The 24,951-nt window shown below is 72.0% G+C and carries 23 protein-coding genes; 12 read left to right on the top strand and 11 right to left on the bottom strand.

All coding sequences use genetic code 11. From position 1 onward, the window contains the following. Positions 1-61: 61 nt before the first annotated feature. Positions 62-1,000 carry an AraC family transcriptional regulator gene (locus tag MOV08_RS39565; RefSeq protein ID WP_275310968.1) on the bottom strand — a complete coding sequence of 313 codons (939 nt, stop codon included), beginning with the start codon at positions 998-1,000 and terminating at the stop codon, positions 62-64. A gap of 111 nt (positions 1,001-1,111) precedes the next feature. Here MOV08_RS39565 and MOV08_RS39560 point away from each other — a divergent pair, with 111 nt between their 5' ends. The 5 genes from MOV08_RS39560 (at position 1,112) to MOV08_RS39540 (ending at position 5,487) form a co-directional block, all read left to right on the top strand. Continuing rightward, a complete protein-coding gene (locus tag MOV08_RS39560; protein ID WP_275310966.1) occupies positions 1,112-1,966 on the top strand; it encodes an NmrA family NAD(P)-binding protein in 855 nt (284 codons plus the stop codon). Then, positions 1,963-2,733 carry a nuclear transport factor 2 family protein gene (locus tag MOV08_RS39555; RefSeq protein WP_275310964.1) on the top strand — a complete coding sequence of 257 codons (771 nt, stop codon included), beginning with the start codon at positions 1,963-1,965 and terminating at the stop codon, positions 2,731-2,733. The genes MOV08_RS39560 and MOV08_RS39555 overlap by 4 nt, the downstream gene beginning before the upstream one ends. Before the next feature lie 165 nt (positions 2,734-2,898). After that, entirely contained in the window at positions 2,899-3,420 is a 522-nt protein-coding gene (locus MOV08_RS39550; protein ID WP_039639027.1) for a DM13 domain-containing protein, read from the top strand. 342 nt (positions 3,421-3,762) lie between these two features. Continuing rightward, the gene (locus MOV08_RS39545) at positions 3,763-4,653 is read left to right on the top strand and encodes a helix-turn-helix domain-containing protein (protein ID WP_039639026.1); all 891 of its coding nucleotides are present in this window, start codon (positions 3,763-3,765) and stop codon (positions 4,651-4,653) included. A gap of 267 nt (positions 4,654-4,920) precedes the next feature. Beyond that, positions 4,921-5,487, top strand: coding sequence for a GNAT family N-acetyltransferase (locus tag MOV08_RS39540; protein WP_275310963.1), 567 nt, complete (start codon positions 4,921-4,923; stop codon positions 5,485-5,487). Here MOV08_RS39540 and MOV08_RS39535 read toward each other — a convergent pair. The 4 genes from MOV08_RS39535 to MOV08_RS39520 all read right to left on the bottom strand — a co-directional run bounded on the left by MOV08_RS39535 (position 5,462) and on the right by MOV08_RS39520 (position 8,675). Beyond that, positions 5,462-6,187, bottom strand: a complete 726-nt coding sequence (locus tag MOV08_RS39535; RefSeq protein WP_275310961.1) for a hypothetical protein — start codon at positions 6,185-6,187, stop codon at positions 5,462-5,464. The two genes, MOV08_RS39540 and MOV08_RS39535, sit on opposite strands and share 26 nt — an antisense overlap. 176 nt (positions 6,188-6,363) lie before the next feature. Then, the gene (locus MOV08_RS39530; protein ID WP_275310960.1) at positions 6,364-6,642 is read right to left on the bottom strand and encodes a hypothetical protein; all 279 of its coding nucleotides are present in this window, start codon (positions 6,640-6,642) and stop codon (positions 6,364-6,366) included. Between the two features lie 896 nt (positions 6,643-7,538). After that, on the bottom strand, positions 7,539-7,994 hold the full coding sequence (locus MOV08_RS39525) for a hypothetical protein (protein WP_275310959.1): 456 nt from the start codon (positions 7,992-7,994) through the stop codon (positions 7,539-7,541). Positions 7,995-8,096: 102 nt separating this feature from the next. Then, entirely contained in the window at positions 8,097-8,675 is a 579-nt protein-coding gene (locus MOV08_RS39520; RefSeq protein WP_039639019.1) for a TetR/AcrR family transcriptional regulator, read from the bottom strand. A 416-nt stretch (positions 8,676-9,091) separates the two neighbouring features. Here MOV08_RS39520 and MOV08_RS39515 point away from each other — a divergent pair, with 416 nt between their 5' ends. The 3 genes from MOV08_RS39515 to MOV08_RS39505 are packed head-to-tail and all read left to right on the top strand — an operon-like array spanning position 9,092 to position 12,833. Then, positions 9,092-9,670: a (2Fe-2S)-binding protein gene (locus tag MOV08_RS39515; RefSeq protein WP_039639017.1), complete on the top strand. Its 579-nt coding sequence runs from the start codon at positions 9,092-9,094 to the stop codon at positions 9,668-9,670. Next, complete coding sequence (locus MOV08_RS39510; RefSeq protein WP_275310957.1) at positions 9,667-10,677, top strand: FAD binding domain-containing protein; 1,011 nt, start codon at positions 9,667-9,669, stop codon at positions 10,675-10,677. The genes MOV08_RS39515 and MOV08_RS39510 overlap by 4 nt, the downstream gene beginning before the upstream one ends. Then, complete coding sequence (locus MOV08_RS39505) at positions 10,674-12,833, top strand: xanthine dehydrogenase family protein molybdopterin-binding subunit (RefSeq protein WP_275310955.1); 2,160 nt, start codon at positions 10,674-10,676, stop codon at positions 12,831-12,833. The genes MOV08_RS39510 and MOV08_RS39505 overlap by 4 nt, the downstream gene beginning before the upstream one ends. Positions 12,834-12,904: 71 nt before the next feature. Here the strand turns inward: MOV08_RS39505 and MOV08_RS39500 are convergent, their stop codons facing one another. The 3 genes from MOV08_RS39500 to MOV08_RS39490 form a co-directional block, all read right to left on the bottom strand. Continuing rightward, a complete protein-coding gene (locus MOV08_RS39500; protein WP_275310953.1) occupies positions 12,905-14,851 on the bottom strand; it encodes a serine/threonine-protein kinase in 1,947 nt (648 codons plus the stop codon). Positions 14,852-14,925: 74 nt separating this feature from the next. Further along, positions 14,926-15,261: a hypothetical protein gene (locus MOV08_RS39495; RefSeq protein WP_275310951.1), complete on the bottom strand. Its 336-nt coding sequence runs from the start codon at positions 15,259-15,261 to the stop codon at positions 14,926-14,928. 210 nt (positions 15,262-15,471) lie between these two features. Further along, positions 15,472-15,933, bottom strand: coding sequence for a hypothetical protein (locus MOV08_RS39490; RefSeq protein WP_275310950.1), 462 nt, complete (start codon positions 15,931-15,933; stop codon positions 15,472-15,474). A 232-nt stretch (positions 15,934-16,165) separates the two neighbouring features. On the opposite strand from MOV08_RS39490, the gene MOV08_RS39485 reads away from it, so the two are divergent. Then, positions 16,166-17,398, top strand: a complete 1,233-nt coding sequence (locus tag MOV08_RS39485) for an FAD-dependent oxidoreductase (RefSeq protein WP_275312024.1) — start codon at positions 16,166-16,168, stop codon at positions 17,396-17,398. A gap of 57 nt (positions 17,399-17,455) precedes the next feature. On the opposite strand, the gene MOV08_RS39480 is transcribed toward MOV08_RS39485, so the two are convergent. After that, positions 17,456-17,728, bottom strand: coding sequence for a hypothetical protein (locus MOV08_RS39480; protein WP_039639008.1), 273 nt, complete (start codon positions 17,726-17,728; stop codon positions 17,456-17,458). 68 nt (positions 17,729-17,796) lie between these two features. Continuing rightward, on the bottom strand, positions 17,797-19,002 hold the full coding sequence (locus tag MOV08_RS39475) for an acyltransferase family protein (RefSeq protein WP_239010275.1): 1,206 nt from the start codon (positions 19,000-19,002) through the stop codon (positions 17,797-17,799). Between the two features lie 551 nt (positions 19,003-19,553). Between MOV08_RS39475 and MOV08_RS39470 the strand changes: the two genes are divergently transcribed. From MOV08_RS39470 to MOV08_RS39460, 3 genes are read left to right on the top strand one after another with little or no spacing between them, the layout of a single operon-like run. Beyond that, a complete protein-coding gene (locus MOV08_RS39470; RefSeq protein WP_039639006.1) occupies positions 19,554-19,787 on the top strand; it encodes a ferredoxin in 234 nt (77 codons plus the stop codon). Then, positions 19,777-21,144, top strand: a complete 1,368-nt coding sequence (locus MOV08_RS39465; RefSeq protein ID WP_275310948.1) for an NAD(P)/FAD-dependent oxidoreductase — start codon at positions 19,777-19,779, stop codon at positions 21,142-21,144. Before MOV08_RS39470 ends, MOV08_RS39465 begins: the two co-directional genes overlap by 11 nt. A gap of 45 nt (positions 21,145-21,189) precedes the next feature. Next, positions 21,190-22,416, top strand: coding sequence for a cytochrome P450 (locus MOV08_RS39460; protein ID WP_275310946.1), 1,227 nt, complete (start codon positions 21,190-21,192; stop codon positions 22,414-22,416). Positions 22,417-22,423: 7 nt separating this feature from the next. Here the strand turns inward: MOV08_RS39460 and MOV08_RS39455 are convergent, their stop codons facing one another. Beyond that, the gene (locus tag MOV08_RS39455; RefSeq protein ID WP_275310945.1) at positions 22,424-24,913 is read right to left on the bottom strand and encodes an ATP-dependent Clp protease ATP-binding subunit; all 2,490 of its coding nucleotides are present in this window, start codon (positions 24,911-24,913) and stop codon (positions 22,424-22,426) included. Positions 24,914-24,951: the final 38 nt, after the last annotated feature.

Genomic DNA, 24,951 nt, shown 5'->3' with positions numbered 1-24,951 from the left:
GTTTCCGACGCCAGACATGCCACCGGTCGGGAAGCGCTCGGCGGAGGCGCCCATGGCGGAGTCAGTGGGTGGGCGAACTGTTGGTGACGGGTGCCTGCTCGTGCTGCGACTCCCGTTGCCGCCAGGCTCCGGGGGGTTCGCCGTGGTGGCGGCGGAAGGCAGCCGCGAATGCGTAGGGGGAGCCGTAGCCGACGCTGCGGGCGATGCTTGCCAGGCCGAGTTCGCCGGTGCGCAGGTGGTCGCGGGCGAGGGCCATGCGCCAGTCGGTCAGGTATTGCATGGGGGTCTGGCCGAGCACGTCGCGGAAGGCCCGTGCGAACGCCGCCCGGGACAGGCCGCTGAGCGCGGCGAGTTCGGTGACCGACCAGGCCCGGCCGGCGTCCTCGTGCATGGCCTGCAGCGCGGCGCTCAGACGGGGGTCGGCCGAGGCCCGGTACCAGCGGGGTGCGGTGGGGCTGCGGCGGAAGTCGCTGCGGAGGGCGAGCACCAGGAGGACGTCCAGGAGGCGGTCCAGGACGGTGGACTGGCCTGGTTCGGGGTTGGCCAACTCGTGTGACAGCAGGGCGATGACGTCCCGCAGCGGGTCGCCGACCGCCGCCGACAGGGTCAGGACCTGTGGCAGCGCCTCCACCAATCCACTGCCGATGTCGCCCGAGAACCGGTAGGCGCCGCAGAGGAACACCGTCGCCCGGGGGCTCTCGGACTCCTCGTCGTGGGCGTGCCGGGACCGGAACTCCTCGGGTTCGAGGCAGTCGGCGCCGGGCTCGTGCCCGATGTGGTGATCCGGTCCGCCACGCACCAGCGTCACCTCTCCCGGCACGAGCTCCACGGCGCGGGCGGGGTCGCCCAACCACAGCCATCCACGGCCCCGGACCACCGTGTGCACGGCCAGTTGGATCGAACCGGCCAGTCTCAGCCCCCACGGCGGCTCGGCCACCGTCCGGGCGAAGACCGCTCCGCCGGCGCGTGCCCGCGCGAGGTGCTCCTGCAGTACGTCCACCCAGTCAGTATCAGCCAGGCGATCACACCGGACAACGGTCGGAGCGTTTGGCGTAAAAGAACGAGCGATATGCGCATTGATCCGCTCCGTCATATCTCCCACGATGAATCCATGACTGGATCACCGCAGACCACACTCGTTCTCGGCGGCACCGGCCGCACCGGTTCGCTCCTGGCCAGGACACTCGCCGAGCGGGGGCTGGGAGTCCGCACCGCGGCACGCCACGGCGCCGGCGTGCGCTTCGACTGGGACGACCCGGCCACCCACCCCGACGCCCTGAACGGGGTCGACCGCCTCTACCTCGTCACTCCTGTCCTGCGCGTCGCCTACGCCGACCAGGTGGCCGCCTTCCTCGACCTCGCCGAAGCCGCCGGAGTACGTCACGTCACCTACCTGAGCACCTACGGCGCCGACCAGGCTCCACCGGAGGTCGACATCAAAGCCGTCGAGGCCGACCTCACCGGCCGCACCGCGCTCACCCACTGCCTGGTGCGCCCCGCCTGGGTGATGCAGAACTTCACCGACACACACCTGCCGATCGTCGACGGGGCGATCACCGTCCCCACCGGCGGCGGCACGGAAACCTTCGTCGACGCGGCCGACATCGCCGCCGTCGCGGCCGAGACGCTGCTCGCCCCCGAAGCGCACGCCGGAGCACGGTACGCGCCCACCGGCCCGCAGGCCCTCACCGTCGGCCAGGTCGCCGACACCATCGCCGCCGTGACCGGCCGGCCCGTCACGCACCACGACCCCGACTCCGACACATGGATCGCCGGCGCGCTCGCCGCCGGCCTCATCCCCGCCGACTACGCGGTGATGCTCCGCTGGCTGACCGGTGCCCTCGCCGCAGGCAACGGCTCCACACCCAACGACGACGTCGAGAAGGTCACCGGTCAACCCCCCACCGCCTTCCGCGACTTCGCCCGGCGCAACGCCCGCGCCTGGACCTCTCAGGCGGCCCGATGACCCGGCCCGTCGACACCACGGACACCATGGACAGCATCGAGGACTTCGTCGAGGGCTCCATCGAGGACTTCGCGGCGCTGGAGCCGTTCTTCCGGATCGTCCAGAAGGGCCTGGCGGGCCTGGTCGACGGCGAGCACTTCTTCGACTGCCTGGCCGAGGACGTCGTCGTCGAGTACGTGGTCACCGTGCCCGGCTATCCGCGCCGGGTCGAGGGACGCGGGGCGGTTGCCGACCTGTACCGCGGTTACGGCGACGTGATGGTCCTGCACAGCGCGGACGCACTGGCCGTCCACCACGCCCCCGAGACCTCCGTGGTGGTGCTGGAGTACGCGGTGCACGGGCGGGCAGTGCACACCGGGCGCGCCTACGACAACCACTTCGTCTCGGTGATCACCGTGGCGGACCGCAAGGTGACGCACTGGCGGGACTACCTGGACCCCGTCGCCGTCTTCCAGGCCATCGGGTGGCCGGCAGAGCACGGCTGGTGGCCAGTGGTGGGTCCGGAGCCGGCGGCATCTGGTGACGTGGGATGCCGGCAGCCGACGCAGCCGTCCCTGGGCGGAGGGGCACATGAGAAACACAGCAGTGGTCACGCGCGGCACGACCGGGACCGGTTGGTGACCGCCGCCGACCTCGTCCCGCTGGTGTGCGGCATCGCTCATGCCGTGAACGTCCACGGCGGGACGTCCGCCGACCGGATCGCCACCGCACGTCGCTGCCTGGCCGCTCTGCTCGGCGGCCTGCGAGCCGCGCCACCGCACCCGTGAGGTGTACCGCCCGTCCGACGGGTCAGGCAGGCCCGGCGATGGACTGGTTACCGGTGTCTTACGGGGGGGCTGTACCGGTATCCCCGGCGAGGCGGGGGCGTGTTTGCTGGGAAACGACGGGGTTGCCGATCGCAGCCGCCCGTCCGTTCCCTTCAGGAGGTCTTGATGTCTGGTGTGTCCCGCCGTGCTGTCGTGCCCGTTCTTCTGGTGCTGGTGGTCGCCGCCGGCATCGGGCTGTATCTCTTCCAACCCTGGAAGGCGTTCACCGACACCAGCGTGAACGAGGCCCTGCCGACCGCTTCCCGGTCCGCGGCCGGGCCGGCGATGAAGGACGCGGGTCCCCGGGACCTCGCGCAGGGCGGCTTCGTCAGCCATGAGCACCGCACCAGCGGCACGGCCCGCACCGTCCGACTCGCGGGCGGTGGGCAGGTGTTGCGGTTGGAGGACCTCATGACGAGCGAAGGACCCGATGTACGGGTCTACCTTTCCCCCAAGGACGCCGACGCGGTGAAGGCCGGGCTCGGGGACGGCGCGGTCCAACTCGGCAAGCTCAAAGGCAACTTGGGCAACCAGAACTACGCCGTCCCCGCCGGGACGGACCTGTCGAAGTTCCGCAGCGCGGTGATCTGGTGCGAGCGGTTCTCCGTCTCCTTCGGCGCCGCCGACCTCGCCCCGGTCAGGGGCTGACCTGCTTGGCCCCGCCCTGGTTGCGGTCCCGCCCACCCGGTCCGCACGTCGGGCACGCCCCGCTCGTCGCCGAGGTCATCACCGGTCGCGCCGATGTGCGAGGCGGCGACCGCGCCTCGTCTGGCCTCTCGTCTGGTCTCGCCTCGCCGGATGAGGAGAGCAACAGACCGGCCGCGGCGCTGATCAGCGCCGACAAATGGGAAGACACCCTGGTAAAGAATGCGGGCAGCACACGGGCTCCTCCGCAAGGGGCTCGGCGCTCCTTCGCCCTGAGGCCCTCCGCCGCCTCCGGGCTCCGCAGCCATCGGCGGCACACGGCCGGAATCAGGGGGTCACCCTCGCATGACGACACACCCGAGCAGCTTGGCCGCGTTCCTGCGTTCACGCCGGGAGCGGCTCAAGCCCGAGCAGGTGGGCCTGGCCTCCCATGGCCGACGGCGCACTCCGGGGCTGCGCCGCGCGGAACTCGCCACGCTCGCCGGGTTGAGCGTCGAGTATCTGGAACGCCTTGAGCAGGGCCGGGACACCAACCCTTCCGGCGCGGTGCTCACCGCGCTCGCCGACGCGCTGCGCCTGTCCCGGGACGAGAAGCAGCACCTCGCGCTGCTGGCCATGAGACAGCACAGCGCCACGCTCCTTCCCGCTCCCCCGCGGGTCGGCGACGATCCACGCCCCGGCATGCGCGACCTCCTGGACCGCCTGGACCCCACGCCCGCCTGCCTGCTCGGGCCGGTCTACGACGTCGTGGCATGGAACGCGGCATGGGAAACGGCGGCGACACCACTGGGCGTGCTGGACACCGATCCGCCCAATCTCGTCCGCTACCACTTCCTGCATCCCCTGGCGCACCGGACGTTCGACGACGCGTCCTGGGCATCGACGGCGGACGAGGCGGTCGGCTGGCTGCGGGCCGCCGAGCCGGACTGGGGATCGGACGGCGCGTTCCGGGCCCTGATCGAGGACGTGCAGGCAGTTCCGGAGTTCGCCGCGCGCTGGGCGACCCATGTGGTCGCCTCCAGACAACCGGCCAGCAAACGCATCTGGCATCCGGGGGTCGGGCACCTGAACCTCCGACTGGAGGTCCTCTTCGCCGGAGAGGCGAACCACTGGCTTCAGCTCTGGCTGCCCAGCGACGATGAGGCCGCCACGGCCTTAGGCTCCCTCTTGCACACCAGGCCGAGCCCCGCGCCGCACGCCCGCCTCGCGCCCACTACCCGGGGCGTCGAGGCATAGGCCGCCGGTCGACCGGACGTGCCTGCCCCACAGGCCGTGCACCGCAACGTCTCCCTCCCCACCACGGGTATCCCCACGGCGTTCCCGCCCGGGGCCTGGGCATGACATGGCCCGAGATGACGACCGTAGTTCAGGCGAACGGAGGCATCTCATCGCCGTGATTGCTGGGCAAGATCCGGAGGTTCCGGCGCGCCGTCGCCGGAACCGGCACGACGGTCACCCGCGAATGTGGCGACCGCCACCGCGAGACCGCCCGAGGAGCACCACATGCGCCACCCCGAAGCCCTCACCGTCACACGCCTGGACGGCCCGGCCGCCGAGCGGGCCGAGGCCGACTTCACCCTCGTGTACGCCGACGCGTTCGCCGAGCCGCCCTACTGCGAGACCGAACGCGACGTCGCAGCCACCTTCCAGCGCTTCCACTCCCACACAAGGAGACGCACCTTCCGGGCTGCCCTTGCCCGCACGCCGGACGGCACCCCCATCGGCATGGCGTACGGCTCCGTCCTGGGACCGCAGACCGGCTGGTGGGACGCGCCCGACCCGCTCGCATCGGACGACATCCGCCGCGCGGCCGGCCAGCACACCTTCGGGCTGATGGAGCTGGCCGTACGCCTGCCGTGGCGCGGGCTCGGCATCGCGCGCCGCCTGCACGAAACGCTCCTTGACGGGGTCGAGGCCGGGCGCGTGCGGCTCCACGTCCATCCGGCGAGCGAGGCGGCGCAGGCGGCCTACCGATCGTGGGGCTACCGCAAGGTCGGTGATGCTCGTCCGTGGACCGGTGCCGACCTCCACGACGTCATGGTTCTCAACTTGCCCCATCCTCCGGCCTAGGCCCGTCGCCAGGTTCGAGGGTGTACGTGTGGGGTGCGGCCAGGCCGTGCGCGTCGGCGGCGTGGACGCGGTCGCCGTCGCGGCGGGTCGGGTGGAGCAGCAGTTGCAGGGGCGCCGGCCGCAGTCCGACGGAGATCCGCAGGTCGAGGGCGAGCTCTTCGTCCGATCTGTCGTATCGCCAGCTGCCGGTGATGCGTCCGGTGTGGTCCCCGGCGGTGCCGAGGCCGGTCGTGCGCCCGTCGGGGGCGAGCACGAGGTCGAGTTCAAGCAGTGTGTCGCCGTCGGTGATCCGCCACCGCCCGGGCGTGATCACGATCCCGGCGGGCCTCCGGGGAGCGGGCACGGGGGCCGTCCCGTAGACCGCGCGGAGCAGGTCCTCGAACTGTGCCTCATCGTGCGGCGCGTACTGGATGGTGCGTTTGCCGAAGGACGCGGCGGTCTCCAGGTGGGCCACCACCAGCGGGTCTCCGGCGGCGGCCCAGCTCCACACCGCGACGACCGCGTCGCACGCGCCGAGGTCCTGCAGCACCGGCTCCTGCAGGATGCCGTCGGTCAGGACGCGCTCGGCGTCCACACCGATGCGCACCCCGCGCCGGCGCAGCCTGCAGTCGAGCACCGTCAGCGTGGCGAGGTCCCCTTCGGCGGCGGTGAGGAAGACGGCCGGTGCGGCGGACCCGGATTCCCCGCTCCTGTGTGTCATGTCCTGCACGTCACTCCTCGTGCTTTCGCTGCTCTCCCCGGGCCGCTCCCCTTGGAGCCTCCCCGGGGCTTGCCGTGCTGGGGCTTGCCGTGACGAGCCGTCCCGTCCTGCCCCTGTGAGGGAGTATCCCCGCGACGCCCACCACGGCACTGCTCCGTAGGGCTTCTGTCGGTGCGTCACGCCTTGGCGTCGAGGTCCTGGCTCTCACGGCTGACGATCCACGGCGCCTTCGGGTCGTACGACGCGCGCCAGTACTCGGCCGTGCAGGTGAACCCGGTCGGGAAGAGGCCCGGGCCGTTCTTCTTCAGCCGGGCGACCGCCTCCTCCTCGTTCCCGATGCGCTCCTTCAGGTCGTCGATCGCGGACTGGTCCTGCGGCGCCTGCTGCGCCGGGCGCCCGGCATCGCTCAGCATCCGGGTCACGGCACGGTTGCCCACGGTGCGCTGCAGGGCCATCAGCGCACGTGGAGTGCGGCGGGCGGGGACGGCAGCGCCCCGGCCCGTGGACGCCTGCGCGGTGGACGTCCCGCGTGGCCGTGCCGTGCCGGACGCCGGGGCTTGCGTTTGCTGGCGCGGGGCGTCGCCTGGGCGGTGGGTGCGCATGTGCGCCCTTCCGGGACCAGGCGGGTGCGGAGTGAGCCGACGCTTCTTCCTCGATTGAGCCGTCCGCTCTTCCTTGCCTACTTGCTTCCTTCTCGCTTCCTTCTTGCTTGCTCGCTTGCTCGCCTGCTCGCTTCCTCCCTTCCTTGATACGGCATGGCGGGCGTCCACAGGCGGAGGCGCAGAGGGCAGAGGCGCTGCCCGATGGGGCAGCACGGGCGGTGCGGGGTGTCGTTCCGGTACCGCGACTGGTAGCTCAGTCACCGGCCGGTTCGCGGGCCTGCTCGCGGGAATGCTCGCGGGCTCGTTCGCCGGCGTCACAGGCACGGCTCGACCATCGGCTGCAACGTGCCTGCGGCCTCGCCAATTTGATGCATATTCCCTGGCCATGGCGGTAAGCTGGCGTTGCGGCAAAGGTAGTTGGTTAGGGGTGGGCCGCGGTGTCGCACTTCGATTCCTTCGAGTAATAAGGACACGTCGTGCCCACTCCTGGTGTGTTGAGGATCTTCCTCCCTGCGCTCTCGCACCTGCCCCTGCTGCTTTTCGTCTTGCTGTCGGCGCCAGCGTGGATCTGCTGGCCCTTCATGCCGGAACGGAAGCAGAGGGTCATGCTCGAGGTGTTGCAGAAGTTGATCGACTGGACGCGTGTCTGCGCCAAGGGTCGGTAGCCGCCGGAGGAAGCGAAGGAAGCGGGTGGCTGCTTGCGGCCACCCGCCTCCTTCGACGCAAGGCGCAAGACGCAAGACGCCACGTCAGACGTACTGTTCGATCCAGCCCGCGCCATCTGCCGCTGCGGCGGCCAGCCGGAGGGCTCCCCGGGCGACGACCAGTTCGGGGTCCTTGATGCGGTCGACGGTGCAGCAGTCCCATAGTTCGGGGAGCGAGTGGGTGCGGGCGGTGGCCAGAGCGGTGTCCCAATAGCCCGGGTAACCGAGGGTGCCGCCTGCGGCCCGGACGGTGTCCGGGTTGAGGATGTTGACCAGTGTGGCGATGGCCAGCCCGAAGGACTCACCGGCCGCCTCCACCGTCTCGCGGACGGCGGTGTCCCCGGCACTGAGCGCGGCATGGACCTGTGTGGGGCCGAGGCCCGTGGCGCGGACGATCGCCGCGCCGCCGGCCAGGTCGTCGAGCCGGACGATGCCCCGGGGTGTGGGCACCGGTAGGTAGCCGATCTCGCCGGCCCGTCGTTGGCGACGGGGCCCCGCCACCCGGTGAGCTTGGGGAGGACGTCGCAGACAGCGACCCGTCCGTCTTCGACGAGCCCGGGCATCCGCGTCACACGGCTTGGATCGCCAGTTCGTGCCGGCGTCTCACCGTCCGGGCGCGCCCGTGCGGAGGCCGTCCATGACGAGGTCGAGGAGGCGGGTGGCGCGGGTGTGCCAGTCGGCGTGGGGATCGAGTTGCCAGAGGCCGGCGATGGCGAGGAGGAAGTCCTCGGCGGTGATGTCGGGGCGGATGGTGCCGGCCTCCTCGTTGGCGGCCAGGAGGAGGGTGACGGCGGCGGAGAGGGGGCCGCGGGCCACGGCTGCGAGGGTGCCGTGGGGGGTGGTGGCCTTGCGGAGGGCGGCGGCGAGGCCGGCCTTGGCCATGGCGTACTGGGCGAGGCGGTCCATCCAGGCGCGCAGGGCCTGGTCGGGCGGGCGGGTGGCCAGGAGGTGCGCGGCGGCGTCGGAGACCTGTTGGACCTCGTGGCGGTAGACCTCCAGGACGAGGCTCTCGCGGTTGGGGAAGTTGCGGTAGAAGGTGCCCTGTCCGACGCCGGCTTTCTTGGCGATGGCGCTCAGCGGGGCGTCGGCGCAGCGGGTCAGTTCGGCAAAGGCCACTTCGAGGAGGCGGTCGCGGTTCCGCTGGGCGTCCGAGCGCCGGGGTGTGTCCTTGGGACGGTGCACGCGTCCACCTCCCGGAATTCGCCGCTGCGTCAGGGTTGTTGGGCAGATGATGCCTGGCGGACAATCGTCCTTGCTAAGCGGACAACTGTCCGTTAAATTTCAACGGTAACGGACAGCTGTCCGCTTGCCTACCACCATAGCGGCAGATCAGCGGCGGATCGGACCAGTTGGGGAGCCCACCGGCCACCTCGACCGGTGCCGCCATGCGCCGCCATCGGCACCTCCGCACTGCCCGCACCGCCCTTCCGATGCCGCGACGCACCGCACCACCCCGTCCCCTCCGCCCGGAGGTGTCCGGTTCCGCCTGGCCGTACCCGCCCGGCGGGGCCACCCGATTCCGCTGACCGACCGGGCCGGCGGGCCCCGGCCGGGGCCCCCGCGCCTTTCGACGTGTGAGACGTGAAAGAAGGCAGACCATGGCCCCATCGACGGCCGGTGCCATCACCTTGACGATCAACGGCGAGAAGCACACGCTGCCCGTCGACAACCGCACCACCCTGCTCGACGCGCTGCGCGAGCGGCTCGGCCTGACCGGCACCAAGAAGGGCTGCGACCAGGGGCAGTGCGGCGCCTGCACGGTGCTGCTCGACGGGCGCCGGGTGGTGTCCTGCCTCCAGCTCGCGGTGGCCGCCGAGGGGCGGGAGGTCACCACCATCGAGGGCGTGGCCGACGGCGAGCGGCTGCACCCGGTGCAGCAGGCGTTCCTCGACCTCGACGGCTTCCAGTGCGGCTACTGCACGCCCGGGCAGATCTGCTCGGCCATCGCGGTCATCGAGGAGCACGCCGCGGGCTGGCCCAGCGCGGCGACCACCGACGTCCGGCCGGAAGCGGGCATACCGCCGCTGACCGCGGACGAGATCCGGGAGCGGATGAGCGGCAACCTGTGCCGCTGCGGTGCGTATGTGTCGATCGTGCAGGCGGTCGCACGGGCCGCGGAGGACTCGGCGCGCACCGCGGGCCGGACGGATGTGACGGACGTGGAGGGTGCGGCATGAGGGAGTTCGACTACCGGCGGGCGTCCGACGTGCCGGGGGCGCTGGCGCTGCTCGGCACCGAGCCCGAGGCACGCTACCTCGGCGGCGGCACCAACCTCGTCGACCTGATGAAGAGCGGGGTGGAGCGGCCCACGCTCCTCGTCGACGTGCGGGAGCTGCCGCTGGAGCGGATCGAGGTCGCCGACGACGGCGGGCTGCGGATCGGGGCCACCGTCACCAACAGTGATCTGGCCGCCCACCCCGAAGTGCGGCGGCGCTACCCGGCGTTGACGCAGGCGGTGCTGGCCGGCGCCTCGGGACAGTTGCGCAACATGGCCACGGTGGGCGGCAATCTGCTCCAGCGCACGCGCTGCGCCTACTTCGCCGATGTCTCCAAGGCGTGCAACAGGCGTGTCCCCGGCAGCGGTTGCCCGGCCGTGACCGGCGAGCACCGCAACCACGCGATCCTGGGGGCCTCCACACACTGCGCGGCCGTCCACCCCTCGGACATGGGAGTGGCACTGGCCGCCTTCGACGCCGTCGTGCACTACGCGACGGCGGACGGGCCGGGTGCGGTGCCGCTCGCGGAGTTCTACCTCCCGGTGGGCGACACCCCGCACCGGGAGACCGCACTGCCGCCCGGCGCGCTGATCACCGGCGTCACCCTGCCGCCCGCGCCGGTCGCCGCCGCGTCCCGCTACCGCAAGGTGCGCGAGCGGGCGTCGTACGCCTTCGCCATCGGATCGGTCGCCGCCGCCCTCGATGTCCGGGACGGCGTGGTCCACGACGTCCGGCTGGCCTTCGGGGCGGTAGCGTCCCGGCCGTGGCGCGCGCGGGCGGCCGAGCGGGCGCTGATCGGCGGTCCGGCCACCGCCGAGGCGTTCGGCGCCGCCGCGGACGCCGAACTGGCCGCCGCCGAGCCGCTGCCCGGCAACGGATACAAGGTGACGCTGATCCGGAATCTGGTCGTCGCCGTGCTGACCGAGCTGGCCGAGGAGAGCCGGCAGACCGAGGAGGCCACCCGATGACGACCACGACGACCGGAACCGTCCCGGTGATCGGTGCCGTCGGCACCGCGCACACCCGTATCGAGGGCCGCGACAAGGTCACCGGCGCGGCCCGCTACGCCGGCGAGGTCCCCTTCGCCGAGCTCGCCCACGGCTGGCTGGTGGTCTCCACCATCGCCCGCGGCCGGATCCGCTCGATCGACACCGCCCCGGTGCTGGCGATGCCCGGTGTGCTCACCGTCCTCCACCACGGCAACGCCCAGCCCCTGGAGTCGGACTACGTCGGCCCGATGGGGACACCCGACCCGGCGCTCCAGCTCTTCCAGCACGACCGGGTGCCGTACGCGGGCTGGCCGGTGGCGCTGGTCGTCGCGGAGACCTCCGAACAGGCCAGGGAGGCCGCCGAGTCGCTGACGGTCGCCTACGACGAGGAGCCGCACGACGTGGTGTTCGCCGCCGGGCATCCGGAGGCGTACGTCCCGGCGGGCAACCCGCGGGCCGAGGCGGAGCAGGAGAAGGGCGACCTGGCGGCCGAACTCGCCGCGTCGGCCGTCGTGGTGGACTCGGAGTACTCCACTCCGGAAGAGCACCACCACCCGATGGAGCCGCACGCCGCGGCCGCGTACTGGGACAGCGGCCGGCTCGAAGTCGTCGACTCCAACCAGGGCAGCATCTTCGTCGCCCAGGAACTCGCGCGGCTGTTCTCGCTCGACCAGGGCGCGGTCCGGGTGCGCTCCGAGCACATCGGCGGCGGCTTCGGGTCCAAGGGCACCCGCCCGCACCAGGTGGCGGCGGCGATGGCGGCGACGATCCTGCACCGCCCGGTCCGGGTCGTCATGACGCGCAGGCAGATGTTCTCGTTGGCCGGGTACCGCAGCCCCACCGCGCAGCGGGTCCGGCTCGGCGCCAATCCCGACGGGCGGCTGCGCGCCCTGGACCACCAGGGGCTGAACCAGACCTCGACGGTGCACGAGTTCGTCGAGCGGAGCGCCGACGTGGCCCGGGCCATGTACGACGCGGACGCCCACCACACCGTCAATCGGGTGGTCCGCCTCGACGTGCCCACGCCGACCTGGATGCGCGCGCCGGGCGAGGCGCCGGGCTCGTTCGCGCTGGAGTGCGCGCTGGACGAGCTCGCCGAGAAGTGCGACATCGACCCGATCGCCCTGCGCGCCCGCAACGAGCCGACGGTGGGCCCGATCTCCGGCCTGCCCTACAGCAGCCACCGGCTCCTGGCCTGCTTCGAGGAGGGCGCCCGCAGGTTCGGCTGGGGCGACCGCGATCCGCGTCCCGGGGTGCGCCGCGAGGGCCGCTGGCTGCTCGGGACCGGCACCGCGGCCGCCTCGTTCCCCACCCTGGTCGCTCCGTCCACGGCGGCGGTGACCGCGGAGGCGGACGGCGGCTACACGGTGCGGATCACCGCGGCGGACATCGGGACCGGGGCACGGACGGCGCTGGCCCTGGTCGCCGCGGACGCGCTGGAGGTCACGCCGGACCGCGTGACCGTCCTGATCGGCGACAGCGACTTCGGCCAGGCGATCCTCGCCGGCGGCTCGATGGGCACGCGCTCCTGGTCCTGGGCGGTCACCCTCGCGGCCCGCTCGCTGCGCGAGCAACTGGCCCTGGGCGGCTCCGTCCCGCCGGAGGGGATCACCGCGCGGTCGGACACCGCCGAGGCGCTGGGCACGCTGCCGCCCCGGGAACGGCACGCCTTCGGCGCGCAGTTCGCCGAGGTCGCCGCGGACATCGCCACCGGCGAGGTGCGGGTCCGGCGGATGCTGGGCGTCTTCGCCGCCGGCCGGATCGTCAATCCGCTGACCGCGCGCAGCCAGTTCCTCGGCGGCATGGTCTGGGGGCTCTCCATGGCCCTGCACGAGGAGGCGGTCCGGGACGAGACCACCGGCTCCGTCGTGGGCGCCGACCTCGCCGGCTACCACGTGGCGGCCAACGCCGATGTCCCGCTCATCGAGGCGGACTGGGTGGACGACCCGGACGAGGACGACCCGGTCAACATCAAGGGCATCGGCGAGGTCGGCATCGTAGGCGTCGCGGCGGCCGTCGCCAATGCGGTCTGGCACGCGACCGGCGTCCGCCACCGGCACCTGCCGATCCGCCCGGACCGGGTGCTGGCGGCCGGCACCGGCGCGCTCCCGCAGGCCCCCGGCGCCCGCGGCTGAACGGGCCGACGGTCGCCGCCCCGGCCTCCGGGGCGGCGACCGGTCCGCGCGCCGATCGGGCCCGGCGCCCCTCAGGCGACCTTCGTGCAGAGGATGCTCCGGCCTTCGTAGACCTGCCACGAGTAGGTGTAGTGGCCGGGGTCGGGCGGGCAGGCACGGGTCCCCGCCGAGGCCGGCAGCACCGCCGTGATCTGCATGATGAAACCGAACTCCCGCGGCACGCGGTTGGCGCCGCAGCTCCAGAGGGTGAGCAGGTTGGCGCCGCCGGGCCGACCGCCGTTGGATCGGGCCAGGAAGCACTGGCCGACCCGGAACTGCCGCTCCACGCACAGATTGACGGACGAGGAGTCGGTGGCCGTGTGCCACCAGCCGCCGAGTCCCGGTCCGGACGGGCAGGTTCCGGAGCCGAGCACGGAACCGACCCGCAGATAGGCGTTGGCCGCCTGGCAGTCCACCCGGTCCGGGGACGTCGGGCTCCATCCGCCGTACCCGTTCGCATAGCCGTCGACGCAGTCACCCGCCCGTACCGCGGAGAAGGCCACGTCGTCCGCGCTCGGGGTGCGGGACGCGACGGGCGTGGGTGACGGGGAGGGCGGGGTGGGCGAGGGCGTGGGTGAGGGCGGAGGGCTGTAGGTGGTGCCACCGCTTCCGCCGCTGCCGCCGCCCCCGCTGGAGAGGGAACCGACTCCCCCGCCGGCGTACGCGCTGCTGCTGGCGCTGCCGCTCGACGTGTCGCCGGGCGAGCCGTCGGCCCCGGTGTGCTCCCACGGCTTCCAGAGCATCACCACCAGCGCGACGATCCCCAGCACGACCCAGAACCCGCCCCCGGACGAGCCGGAGGAGGAAGCGGAGGTCGATGTGGGCTTGGGGGCGGACTTGGCGGCGCCCGGCCCGGGGGCCGACGCGGATGCCGACTTCCCGGCAGCCGCGGGGGCCGGGGTGGGTTTCCGGGCCGACGAGGGCCGCGAGGTCGGGGACTGGGGGCGTGCTGGGCGGCGCGGTACGCCGTCGGCGCGCTTGCGGTCCTCGGTGTAGACGCGGGTGGGCTTCGGCTGGGGCACCTTCCGCGTCCGCAGGTCGACCGTGGGCGCCTCCGCGCCGCCACTCTTGCCCAGCGCCCGTCCTTGCGCCTCGTACTCCCCGATCAGGGACGTCCAGCGCGGGGGCAGCCAGCCGGCGCCGCGCCGCTGCGTGGGGAACCCGTCGAGTTCCGCGAGCGCGTGGCGCAGCACCTCGGCGGGTTCGGGCCGGTCCTTCGGATCGGCGGCCAGGCAGGGCCGGATCAGCGCACCGAGCTCCTTCGGCAGGCCCTTGAGGTCGAGTTCGCCGCGCTGGACGAGGGTGAGCAGGCGGATGGTGTCGGAGGTGTCGGGGTAGGGCGGCCGGCCGACGGCGGTGTGGAAGAGCGTGGCGCCCAGGGAGTACACGTCGGACGCCCTGGTGGAGGGCTCGGCTCGGGCCTGCTCCGGGGAGGTGAAGGCGATGGTGCCCAGCGTCAGTTGGGTGCGCGTCATGTCGTTGGCGTGCGAGATGCCGAAGTCGATGAGGCGGGGACCGTCCTGGGGCAGCAGGACGTTCTGGGGCTTGACGTCCCGGTGGATGATCTGCGCCTCGTGCAGGGTCACCAGGGCCTGTGCGACGCCCGCCGCGACCCAGTGCACCGCGTGGGCGGGCAGCTTCCCGGCGCTGCGGACGAGTTCGGCCAGTGAGGGCGCCGGGATGTACTCGATGGCCATCCAGGGACGTTCGGCGTGTGCGTCGGCGTCGAGGACGCGTGCGGTGTGGGCGCTGTCGATCCGCCGGGCCAGCTTCACCTCCCGGGCGAACCGACGCCGGTCGGTGTCGCTGATGGCGCCCTCGGCCAGCAGCGTCTTGACCGCGACCAGTGCTCCGTCCTCGGTGGACCGCGCCACATAGACGCGCCCCATACCGCCGGGGGCGAGGCGCCCCAGCAGGTCGTAGGCGCCGATCCGGCGCGGATCGTCGCCGCCGAGCGCCCTGATGCCCGTATCGGTCATGCGTGTCACCTTCCCCCGTGTTCCGACCGCCGTGGGTGCCGGCTCCGGAGCCGGCGTCACGACCGTCGAGCTCGTCAAACACTGTCACGCCGGGGTGAGTTGAGGAAGACGGAAGGGAAGGCGGCAGGGGCGGATCGGCGGTCTTGACGTTGCGTCAGGTGCGCTCCGGTGGCGGGCCGCGTCCTGGGCGGTGCCGGTGTCCCGCAGCAACGCGGCCAGCGCCGGGACGGGCAGTGCGGGGTGCCCGCGGGCCGCGCTGACGCCTCGTGGCGGACGTCGTGGTCGGTGTCCGCGGCGAGTACGGCGACGGGGTCCGGCGCCAGGCAGCAGGTCGCCGCGGCGCGCTCGCCGAAGTCCTCGGCGGCCCGGTCACCGGCGCGGCACTGGGCGTCGAGGACCGCGCGGGACATCGGGTGCCGCGGGTCCCGGTGGTCTGCAACAGGGCAGCGGCGCGGACGGTGTCGTCTGAGTCGGCGCGCAGGTGTCTGCGCACCGGGTCGGCCGGTCGCGGCCAGGCATTCCGGCAGACCGCCACCCGTACCGTGGGCGCGGGATCGACGGCCGCGTCGGCCACCCCGACCGGCAGCGTGGACCGCACAGGGCGGCCGACTGTGGCCGGGTCAGCTCACGCGGACGGTCTTCACATCGGTGGTGCGGTCCACGTACGGGTGGCCGCCGCGCGGGCCGTCGACGCCGTAGAGCACGCCGCGGAACTGCAGAGCACCCTTGTGCGTGGCCTTGACCGCCGCATCCACCTTGGCTTCGGTGCCGTCCATCGCCACGATGTGGCTGCACTTGACGGTGTGCCAGGCACCCTTCGTGCCGACGCGCTGCTGGGCGCAGAACTGCCCGTACCAGAGGCCGTCGCTCTCCCCGTAGCCCTTGACGTGCACGCTCTGGCCGACCTTGACGGCCTTGGGCGAAGCGGTGAGGTCCGCGCTGCCCTTGGCGAACGCCGGGGTGACGACCAGTACGGCCGCGGCCGTGGCCATCGCGCCCACAGCGGCGAGTCGGGCGCCCCGACGGCCGAGGTTCCCCCGCGTGGCGCGTGCGTTCCGTGCTTCCTTCGTCTGGTGTGTCATTTTCGTTCCTCCCCTTGGTGTGGTCCGATCGGACCACACCCCACAAGAGGCGGATCTGACTGGACGCGTTCCCAACAAGCGCAACAAAAAGGCGATATGGCAGACACGGTGCGGCGCACCGCCCTCGGCGATTGGGGGGAACCGCGGCTGATGTCCGCCGCGATCCGGGGTATCTGTGCTGGTGGCTGCGCAAGCGCCGGGCCCGGGACGTGAGGGAGAGGGAGCGGTTGTGGTGGAGCGGACGACATGTTGTGTGGTGGGCGGTGGACCGGCCGGGATGGTGCTCGCGCTGCTGCTGGCGCGGGCCGGGGTGGCGGTGACGGTCCTGGAGAAGCACGGGGATTTCCTGCGTGACTTCCGGGGCGACACCGTGCACCCCTCGACGTTGGCACTGCTGGACGAGTTGGGGCTCGGTGAGCGGTTCGCCAGGCTGCCGCAGCGGCGGGTGACGTCCGTCCAACTGCCGATCGGGCCGACCGGTTCGCTGACGACCGTGGGGAACCTCGCCGCGCTGGGCGGCCGCTTCAACTACGTGGCGATGGTGCCGCAGTGGGACCTGCTCGACCTGCTGGTCGACGAGGCCCGGCGCGAGCCGTCGTTCTCCGTGCGGATGGACACCGAGGTGACCTCGTTCCTGAAGGAACGCGGCCGGGTGACGGGCGTCCGCTACCGCACGACCGACGGTCGGACCGGTGTGCTGCGGGCGACGCTCACGGTGGCCTGCGACGGCCGGGGTTCGCTCGCCCGGTCCCTGCCCGAGCTCGGGCTGCGGACGTTCAGCTGCCCGATGGACGCCTGGTGGTTCCGACTGCCGCGGCACGACGGGGATCCGCACGGACTGGTGGGCGGTGCCGGGGACCGGCTGCTCGCCGCCAACATCGACCGCGGGGACTACTGGCAGTGTGCCGCGATGATCCCCAAGGGCTCGGACGCCGAGCGGCGCGCCGCCGGCCTGGAGGCGTTCATGGTGAACTACGCCTCGGCCACGCCCTGGCTCGGCGACCGGGTGCGGGCACTGGGCTCCTGGGACGAGGTGAAGCTGCTGGACGTCCGGCTCGACCGGCTGCGGCGCTGGCACCGCCCGGGGCTGCTGTGCATCGGCGACGCGGCACACGCGATGTCGCCGATCTTCGGGATCGGCATCAACCTCGCGGTGCAGGACGCGGTGGCCACGGCCCGGCATCTGGTCGGTCCGCTGCGGGCCGGGGCGGTGGGCCTGCGGGACGTCCGCGGGGTGCAGCGCCGTCGGTGGCCGACCACGGTACTGACACAGGCGCTGCAGCGGTTCGCGCACTCCCGGATCGTCGAGCCGGTGCTGGCGGGCCGGCCACCGTTCGACGATCCTCGGCGGGCGCGGTGGGTCGCCGAGCGGCTCACCTCCTCGCGGTGGCTGAACCGCGCTCCGGCGTACTTCTTCGCCTACGGCGCGCTGCGCGAGCGCCCACCGGCCGAGTCGGTGCGGTGAGCCGTGCGCCGGGGACCCCGGCGCACGGCCCTGAAGCGCCGTCCTTCCGTCTGTCGCTCAGTCCGTCACCTCCGCCAGCCGGAAGGGTCCCGCCCCGCCTGGGGCGTACATCACCGGCAAGGTGCGGCCCCGCGGGACCACGACGATCGGCTCGTCGCGGTACTCCCGCAGGAAGTGCTCCAGCGGCTCCCAGATCATGCTCCGGTATCCGGCCTCGGTCCGCTGCTGCTCGAAGGACAGGGTCAGCGCGGAGTCCTCGACGGTGACGCTCACCGCGCCCACCTCGAGCCACTCCCCGCCGATCCATGCCTCGAGTCGTACGTTTGACATGACGCAAGGGTGCCTGGTGCCATGGCGGGCTGGCAATCAGCGGGGTGCGGCCGGGCGCCGGCCCGGGATTACTGGGACGGCCGTTGTGTTCCCACCCGATACTTGTCGACGACGGCGTTCGACGGGCCTTCCGGGTCTCGCCGGCCGGTATCGGATTCCGATGCCGCCTGACTCTTGGAATTCCGGCGCATTTCCTGGAGTCCCTTTTGAATTCCGTCCCGCAGCCATTTACCCAGGGGGCGTTCCACCAGGCGGTGTACCGCGTAGGAAAGCAGCAGCATAAAGGCGACGATGGCGAGGAGCAGGACGGGCGCCGGCACATGCTTGCGCAGCACGTCGATGAGGGTGAATCCGATGTACATGTGCAGGAGGTACAGCGGGTACGTCAGTGAACCGGCGGTCACCAGCCAGCGCCACTGCACCTTGTCGAATACCCCGAGGGCGATGGCCGCCATCACCGCGAAGGCCAGGATGACGCCCACGCGCGCCGGCCAGCCGTGCGCCATGCTCGCCTTGGCTCCGACGTTCATGATCAGGCGACCGCGGACGTAGTGCTGGGCCAGCAGGAATTCGACCGCGACGATGGCCCAGAGCAGGAGGGTGGGCTTGAAGCGGTGCATCAGGTAAAAGGCGATGCCGGCGATGAAGTACGGCGAGTAGGGGGCGATGGCCCATACCGACAGGAAGTTGCTGTTGGCCTTGAGCGCGACGACTCCGGCCACCGTCCACAAGCCGCAGAAGAGCACACACCTGCGGTAGGTGACACCGCGGTACACGACGAGGGCGAAGAGCAGGTAGAACTTCAGCTCGATGAAGAGCGACCAGTAGACGTCGTCGAGGTCGGAGACTCCCACGCCCTGTTGGAGCATGGTGAGGTTCGTCAGCACCGTCTCCAGGTTGTCCGCGCTGCGGACGTGCGGCCAGATGGTGAGCACCGCCGCGGTGAGCAGGACCCCGACCCAGTACGCGGGATAGAGGCGGGACACCCGGGATTTGACGAAGTCGCCGAGCGAACGCCCCCAGGTGCTCATGCAGATGACGAATCCGCTGATCAGGAAGAAGACCTCGACACCCAGCCAACCGAATTGGGAGAGGTGGTAGAGGGTCGGCGAGATCGCGTGCGGATCATTGCCCCAGCCATCACGGAGGGTGATGTAGTGGTATGCCAGGACCATCAACGCCGCCACCAGACGTAGACCGTCTAGGACATAGAGTCTGGATTTCCCGTGCCCCTTCCCTGGTGCGGCCAGAGTTCCAGGCACAGCGAAGGGCATCCGAGATTCCTCACAGTTGGTAGGGCAACGTTCCACCCCATCCCATCTCATACTCGGGACGGGGAAGGCAAGTTCGGTTGAAATGATCGCAAAAACTTTTCCGGCACTCTGCACGAGGCGTTACGTGATTCACGTTTCGACCGATGCTGGATACCGCTGAACAATACGGGTCAATACGGATATCGGTCACTCGGTGACCCGGACATCTGACCCCGGTCGGAAATTTCCGGAGAACGCCTCCGGAACGTCCGGATCCGCCGTGATCCCGGCGCCCCGGCCTGGTGGTTCCCCGATGCTTCAGCTCTCCGCAACCTTCCCGGTGTCCGGTATTTCTATGCTGCGCCATAAGGGTTCGGGGCATATTCGCCGGCCGCCGGGAAATCCGGCCGCGGTGGTCGTCGCGGACTTCCGGCCGGCGCCCGGAGGCGGCGGCGGTCCGCACCACCCGCCCCTCACTCCCCGTGCACACCCCTCCGGCCCACCACCGCCCGCGCCATCCGCCGAGGGCGAGTAGGACGGAAGCGACGGCTCGTGCGGAGGAATGGTGCGGAATGCAGATCGTGGTGGACCTCAACCGGTGTGAGGGGTACGCGCAGTGCGTGTTCCTCGCCCCGAAGGTGTTCGAACTGCACGGCGAGGAAGCCCTGCTCTACGCCCCGGCGCCGCCGGCGGAACAGGCGGAGCGGGTGCGCCGGGCCGCGGCGGCCTGCCCGGTGCAGGCCATCCTCGTCGGCGAACATGCCGGCGCGGGCGCCGGGACGGAGGCCGGTGCCGATGTCCGGTGAATTCAAGAGCGGGCGGATCGTGATCGTCGGTGCCTCCCTGGCCGGGCTGCGGGCGGCCGAGACGCTGCGGGACGAGGGCTTCACCGGGGAACTGACCCTGGTCGGCGACGAGCCGCATCCGCCGTACGACCGCCCGCCGCTGTCCAAGCAGGTGCTGCTGGGCCGGGTGCCCGCGGCGGACGTCGGCCTGCCGGCCCGCCGTCCGGTGGACGCGCGGTGGAAGCTGGGGGTGCGCGCCAGCGGCCTCGACCCGGCCGCGAAGGAGGTGCTGCTGGCCAACGGCGAGCGGCTGCCGTTCGACCGGCTGCTGATCACGACCGGGACCCGCGCCCGTCCCTGGCCGCACCCCGAAGAGGCCCGCCTGGACGGCGTGTTGACGGTGCGGACGGTCGATGACGCGAGCCGGCTCGCCGAGCGCCTGGACGCCGGGCCACGCCGGGTCCTGGTCATCGGGGCGGGGTTCACCGGGTCCGAGATCGCCTCCGCCTGCCGGGAGCGCGGCCTTGCGGTCACCGTCGCCGAACGCGGGCCGGCACCGCTGGTCGGGGCGCTCGGCGGCACGCTGGGGTCGTTCGCCGCGCGGTTGCAGCGCGCGCACGGCGTCGATCTGCGCTGCGGGGTGACGGTGACCTCGCTCCTGGGCAGCAACGGGCGGCTGACCGGCGCCGAGCTCTCCGACGGCAGCCGGATCGACGCCGAGATCGCGGTGGTCGCGCTGGGCGCGGTCCGCAACACCGAGTGGCTGGACGGCTCGGGGCTCGCCGCGGGCCCGCGGGGCGTGGCCTGCGACGCCGGGTGCCGGGCGTTCAACATGTACGGGATCGTCACCGACGACGTGTTCGTGGCCGGGGACGTGGCCCGTTTCCCGCATCCGCTCTTCGATTACCAGATGCTGGCCCTGGAGCACTGGGGCAATGCCGTCGAGCAGGCGGAGGTGGCGGCCCACAACATGGTCAACCCCGGGCCGCTGCGGCGCCCGCACCTGGCGGTGCCGGCCTTCTGGTCCAGCCAGTTCGGCCTGAACATCAAGTCGGTCGGCGTCCCGACCTTCTCGGACCAGGTCACCATCGCCCAGGGCTCGGTCGAGGAGGGCCGGCTGGTCGTCGTCTACGGCTACCGCGGCCGGATCACCGCAGCGGTCAGCGTCAACCGCGCCAAGTGGCTGGAGCACTACCAGCACCTGATCGAGACCGCGGCCCCGTTCCCGCCCGAGCCGGGCGCCGCCGACCGGCCCGCGGCACCGAGGGTCGTGGCCTCCGACGTCCCGGACCCGAAGGTGCTCTCGCACGGCCCGACGGTCGCGCTCACCGGTCATCTGCCGGACCGGCGCCTTGCCGTGCTGCGGCCGATGGTCTGACCGCCGCCACCAGACACCCTGCCCCTGACGAGGAGAAGCCCGCGCATGCCCACGGAGACCCTGCTGGAGCGGATCAACGCCTACGAGAACCGCGCCGACCCCTATCCGCTCTACGCCGAACTCCGCGAGCACGGCGTGGCGCAACAGAACGACGGCAGCTACCTGGTCGGCACCTACCACGAGATCGCCGCGCTGCTGCACGACCCGCGCATCAGCTCGGACGTTCGGCACCGCAGCACACCGGACGCGGTCCGGCCGGACGCCCTGCCGCCGTCCTTCATCGCCCTCGACGACCCCGAACACGACCGGCTCCGCCGGCTCGCGATGCGCCCCTTCGGCCCGCCGCACTCCCCCGGCCGGGTCGACGCGCTGCACGAGGACATCGCGGAGATCGCCGGAGAGTTGACCGACGGTTTGCGGGACCGGGACCGGATCGACCTGGTGGACGACTTCGCCTACCCGCTGCCGGTCACCGTGATCTGCCGGCTGCTGGGCGTCCCCCGCGAGGACATGCCCGAGCTCCGCGGCTGGACGAACACCATCATCGCGTCCCTGGACCACTCCCCCGGCGACGATCCCCAGGAGAAGCAGCGCGCGGGGATGGCGGCGCGGATGGCGATGGGCGCGTACCTGGGCGACCTCGCCGACCGGCGGCGGGCTCACCCGGCCGACGACATGATCTCCGCCCTGGTCCACGACGACGGGCCCGAAGGGCGGCTCGACAAGCCGGAGTTGATGACCACGCTGACCCTGCTGACGATCGCGGGGCACGAGACGACGGTCAACCTCATCACCAACGGCATGCTCACCCTGCTGCGCCACCCGGAGGCGCTGGAACGGCTGCGCCGGGAGCCGGAGTTGATGCCCTCGGCGGTGGAGGAGCTGTTGCGGTACGAGCCCCCGGTCCAGATGCTGCCGCAGCGCACGCCGCTGACCGACATCGAGGTGGGCGGGGTGACCATCCCCCAGGGCGCGCCGCTGTTCTTGATGCTGGCGTCCGGGAACCGGGATCCGTTGCGGTTCGAGGACCCCGACCACTTCGATCCGGCCCGTCGGGACAACCGGCACTTCGGCTTCGGCAGCGGCGTCCACAGCTGCTTCGGCGCCCCGCTGGCCCGTGTGGAGACGCAGGTCGCGCTGACCGAGCTGCTGCGCCGCCTGGACGGTCCGCGCCTGGACGAGGATCCCCCGCCGTACCGGCACAGTCCGATCCTGCGCGGGCCCCGGCACCTGCCGATCGCCACGGACGTACGGGCGGGCGCCGACGCCTGACGATCCATCAGGATGCGGTGTCGGCGGGCTCCTCGGTCGCCGCCTCCCCGGTCCGCCCCGGTTCGAGGGTCACGGTCAGCCGGCCGTCGCCGACGTCGGCGACCACCGTGTCCCCGGGGTTGAGGGTCCCGTCGAGGAGCATGTTGGAGAGCCGGTTGTCGAGCTCGCTCTGGAGGGTGCGGCGCAGCGGGCGGGCCCCGAACTCGGGCTGGTAGCCGCGGTTGGCCAGCCACTCCTTGGCGGGCTCGGTGACCTTGAGGTCGATGTGCTGGGCGTGCAGCCGGCGCCGGCTGCGCTCCAGCAGCAGGTCGACGATCTTGATGAGGTCCTTCCGGGTCAGCGCGTGGAAGACGATGACCTCGTCGATCCGGTTGAGGAACTCCGGCCGGAAGTGCGCCTGGAGGTCGGACATCAGCTCGTCGCGGATCTCGTCGACGGATCCCTTGTGGTCCAGGATCCGTTTGGAGGCGATGTTGCTGGTCATGATGACGACGGTGTTGCGGAAGTCGACGGTGCGTCCCTGGGCGTCGGTGAGCCGGCCGTCGTCGAGGACCTGGAGCAGCAGGTTGAAGATGTCGGGGTGGGCCTTCTCGACCTCGTCGAAGAGGATGACGCTGTACGGCCTGCGGCGGACGGCCTCGGTGAGCTGCCCGGCCTCCTCATAGCCGACGTATCCCGGCGGGGAGCCGACGAGTCGGGACACGGTGTGCTTCTCCTGGAACTCGCTCATGTCGAAGCGGATCATCCGGTCGGGGTCGCCGAAGAGGATGTCCGCGAGCGCCTTGGCCAGTTCGGTCTTGCCGACGCCGGTGGGCCCGAGGAAGAGGAAGCTGCCGCTGGGGCGATCGGGGTCGCTCATCCCGGCGCGACTGCGACGAACGGCCTGGGAGACGGCGGTGACCGCCTCCTCCTGCCCGATCACCCGCTCGTGCAGGGCCTCTTCGAGCTTCATCAGCCGGTGGCGTTCGGTCTCGGTGAGTTGGGAGACGGGGATGCCGGTGCGCGCGGAGAGCACCTCGGCGATGTCCTCGGTGGTGACGCTGGCGGCCTGTTCGCGCTCCTCGTCGACGTCGGCGAGTTCCTGTTCGGCCTGCCGGACGCGCTCCTTGAGTTCGGCGGCGCGTGCGTAGTCCTCGGTGCTCACCGCCTCGTCCTTCTCCCGGCGGAGCTTGGTGAGCCGCTCCTGGATGTCGGCGGTCGCGCTGGGGCCGTCCAGGCTGCGCAGTCCCACCCGGGCACCGGCCTGGTCCATCAGGTCGATGGCCTTGTCGGGCAGGAAGCGGTCGCTGATGTAGCGGTCGGAGAGGGAGGCCGCGGCGTCGAGCGCCTCGTCGGTGAAGCGCACCTGGTGGTGGGCCTCGTAGGAGTCCCGGAGTCCGCGCAGGATCTCGACGGTCTCCGCCACGCTGGGCTCGGGCACCATGACCGGTTGGAAGCGGCGTTCGAGGGCGGCGTCCTTCTCGATGTGCTTGCGGTACTCGTCGATGGTGGTCGCACCCACCACGCTGAGGTCGCCGCGGGCCAGGGCCGGTTTGAGGATGTTGCCGGCGTCCATGGCGCCCTCGCCCCCACCGCCCGCGCCGACGACGGTGTGGAGTTCGTCGAGGAAGAGGATGATGCCCTTCTCGGAGCGGGTGACCTCGTCGATCACCTTCTTGAGCCGCTCCTCGAACTCGCCCCGGTACTTGGAGCCGGCGACCATCCCGGCGAGGTCGAGGGAGACCACCCGACGGTCGCGGAGGGCCTTGGGCACCTCCTCGGCGACGATCCGCTGGGCGAGCCCTTCGACGATCGCGGTCTTGCCGACGCCAGGGTCGCCGATGAGCACCGGGTTGTTCTTCGTCCGCCGGGAGAGCACCTCGACGGTCTGCTGGATCTCGGCGGCCCGGCCGACGACCGGGTCGAGTTTCCCGCCGCGCGCCTCGTCGGTGAGGTCCCGTCCGTATGCGTCCAGGGTCGGGGTGTCGCCGTGGCCGCCGTGGGCGGGCTGCCGGGCGGTGCGGCCGGCGCCGCCGTCCAGGGCGCCCTCGGGGCCGAGGGCCTGGGTGAGGCCGGAGTGGGGGTCCTCCAGGAGCGCGGCGAGGATGTGCTCGGGGCCGATGTAGGAGGCGCCGGCGGCCTGGGAGCGGGCGTGGGCGGCGAGCAGGGCGCGCTTGGCCGCGGGGGTGAGCGCGGGCTCTCCGTTGCCGGTGCCGGAGGGCAGTCGTCGGCCGATGTCCTCGGCCAGTTGGTCGGGGTCGACGTCGGCCTGTTCCAGGATCTGCCGGGCGGCCGGCACCTGGGTGGCGGCCCACAGCAGATGGACGGTGTCGAGGTCGGAGCCGTCCTCGGCGGCGCGGCTGCCCGCCGCGGCGAGCAGTTCGTGGGCGGAGTCGCTGAGCAGTCGACCGATGGGGACGCGCTGGACGGCCGGTGGCGAGGCCGCCGGGCTCATGCCGAAGAAGCGGTCGAAGAGGTCGGAGAACGGGTCGCTGGACCCGAAGGGCGAAGTCGTCACCGTAACCACCCGTCCGGCGCGCGGCGCCACGGTGGTGC

The organism is Streptomyces yunnanensis (assembly GCF_029011865.1).
Taxonomy (GTDB): Bacteria; Actinomycetota; Actinomycetes; order Streptomycetales; family Streptomycetaceae; genus Streptomyces; species Streptomyces yunnanensis.
This window is presented reverse-complemented; position numbering and strand designations above follow the sequence as displayed.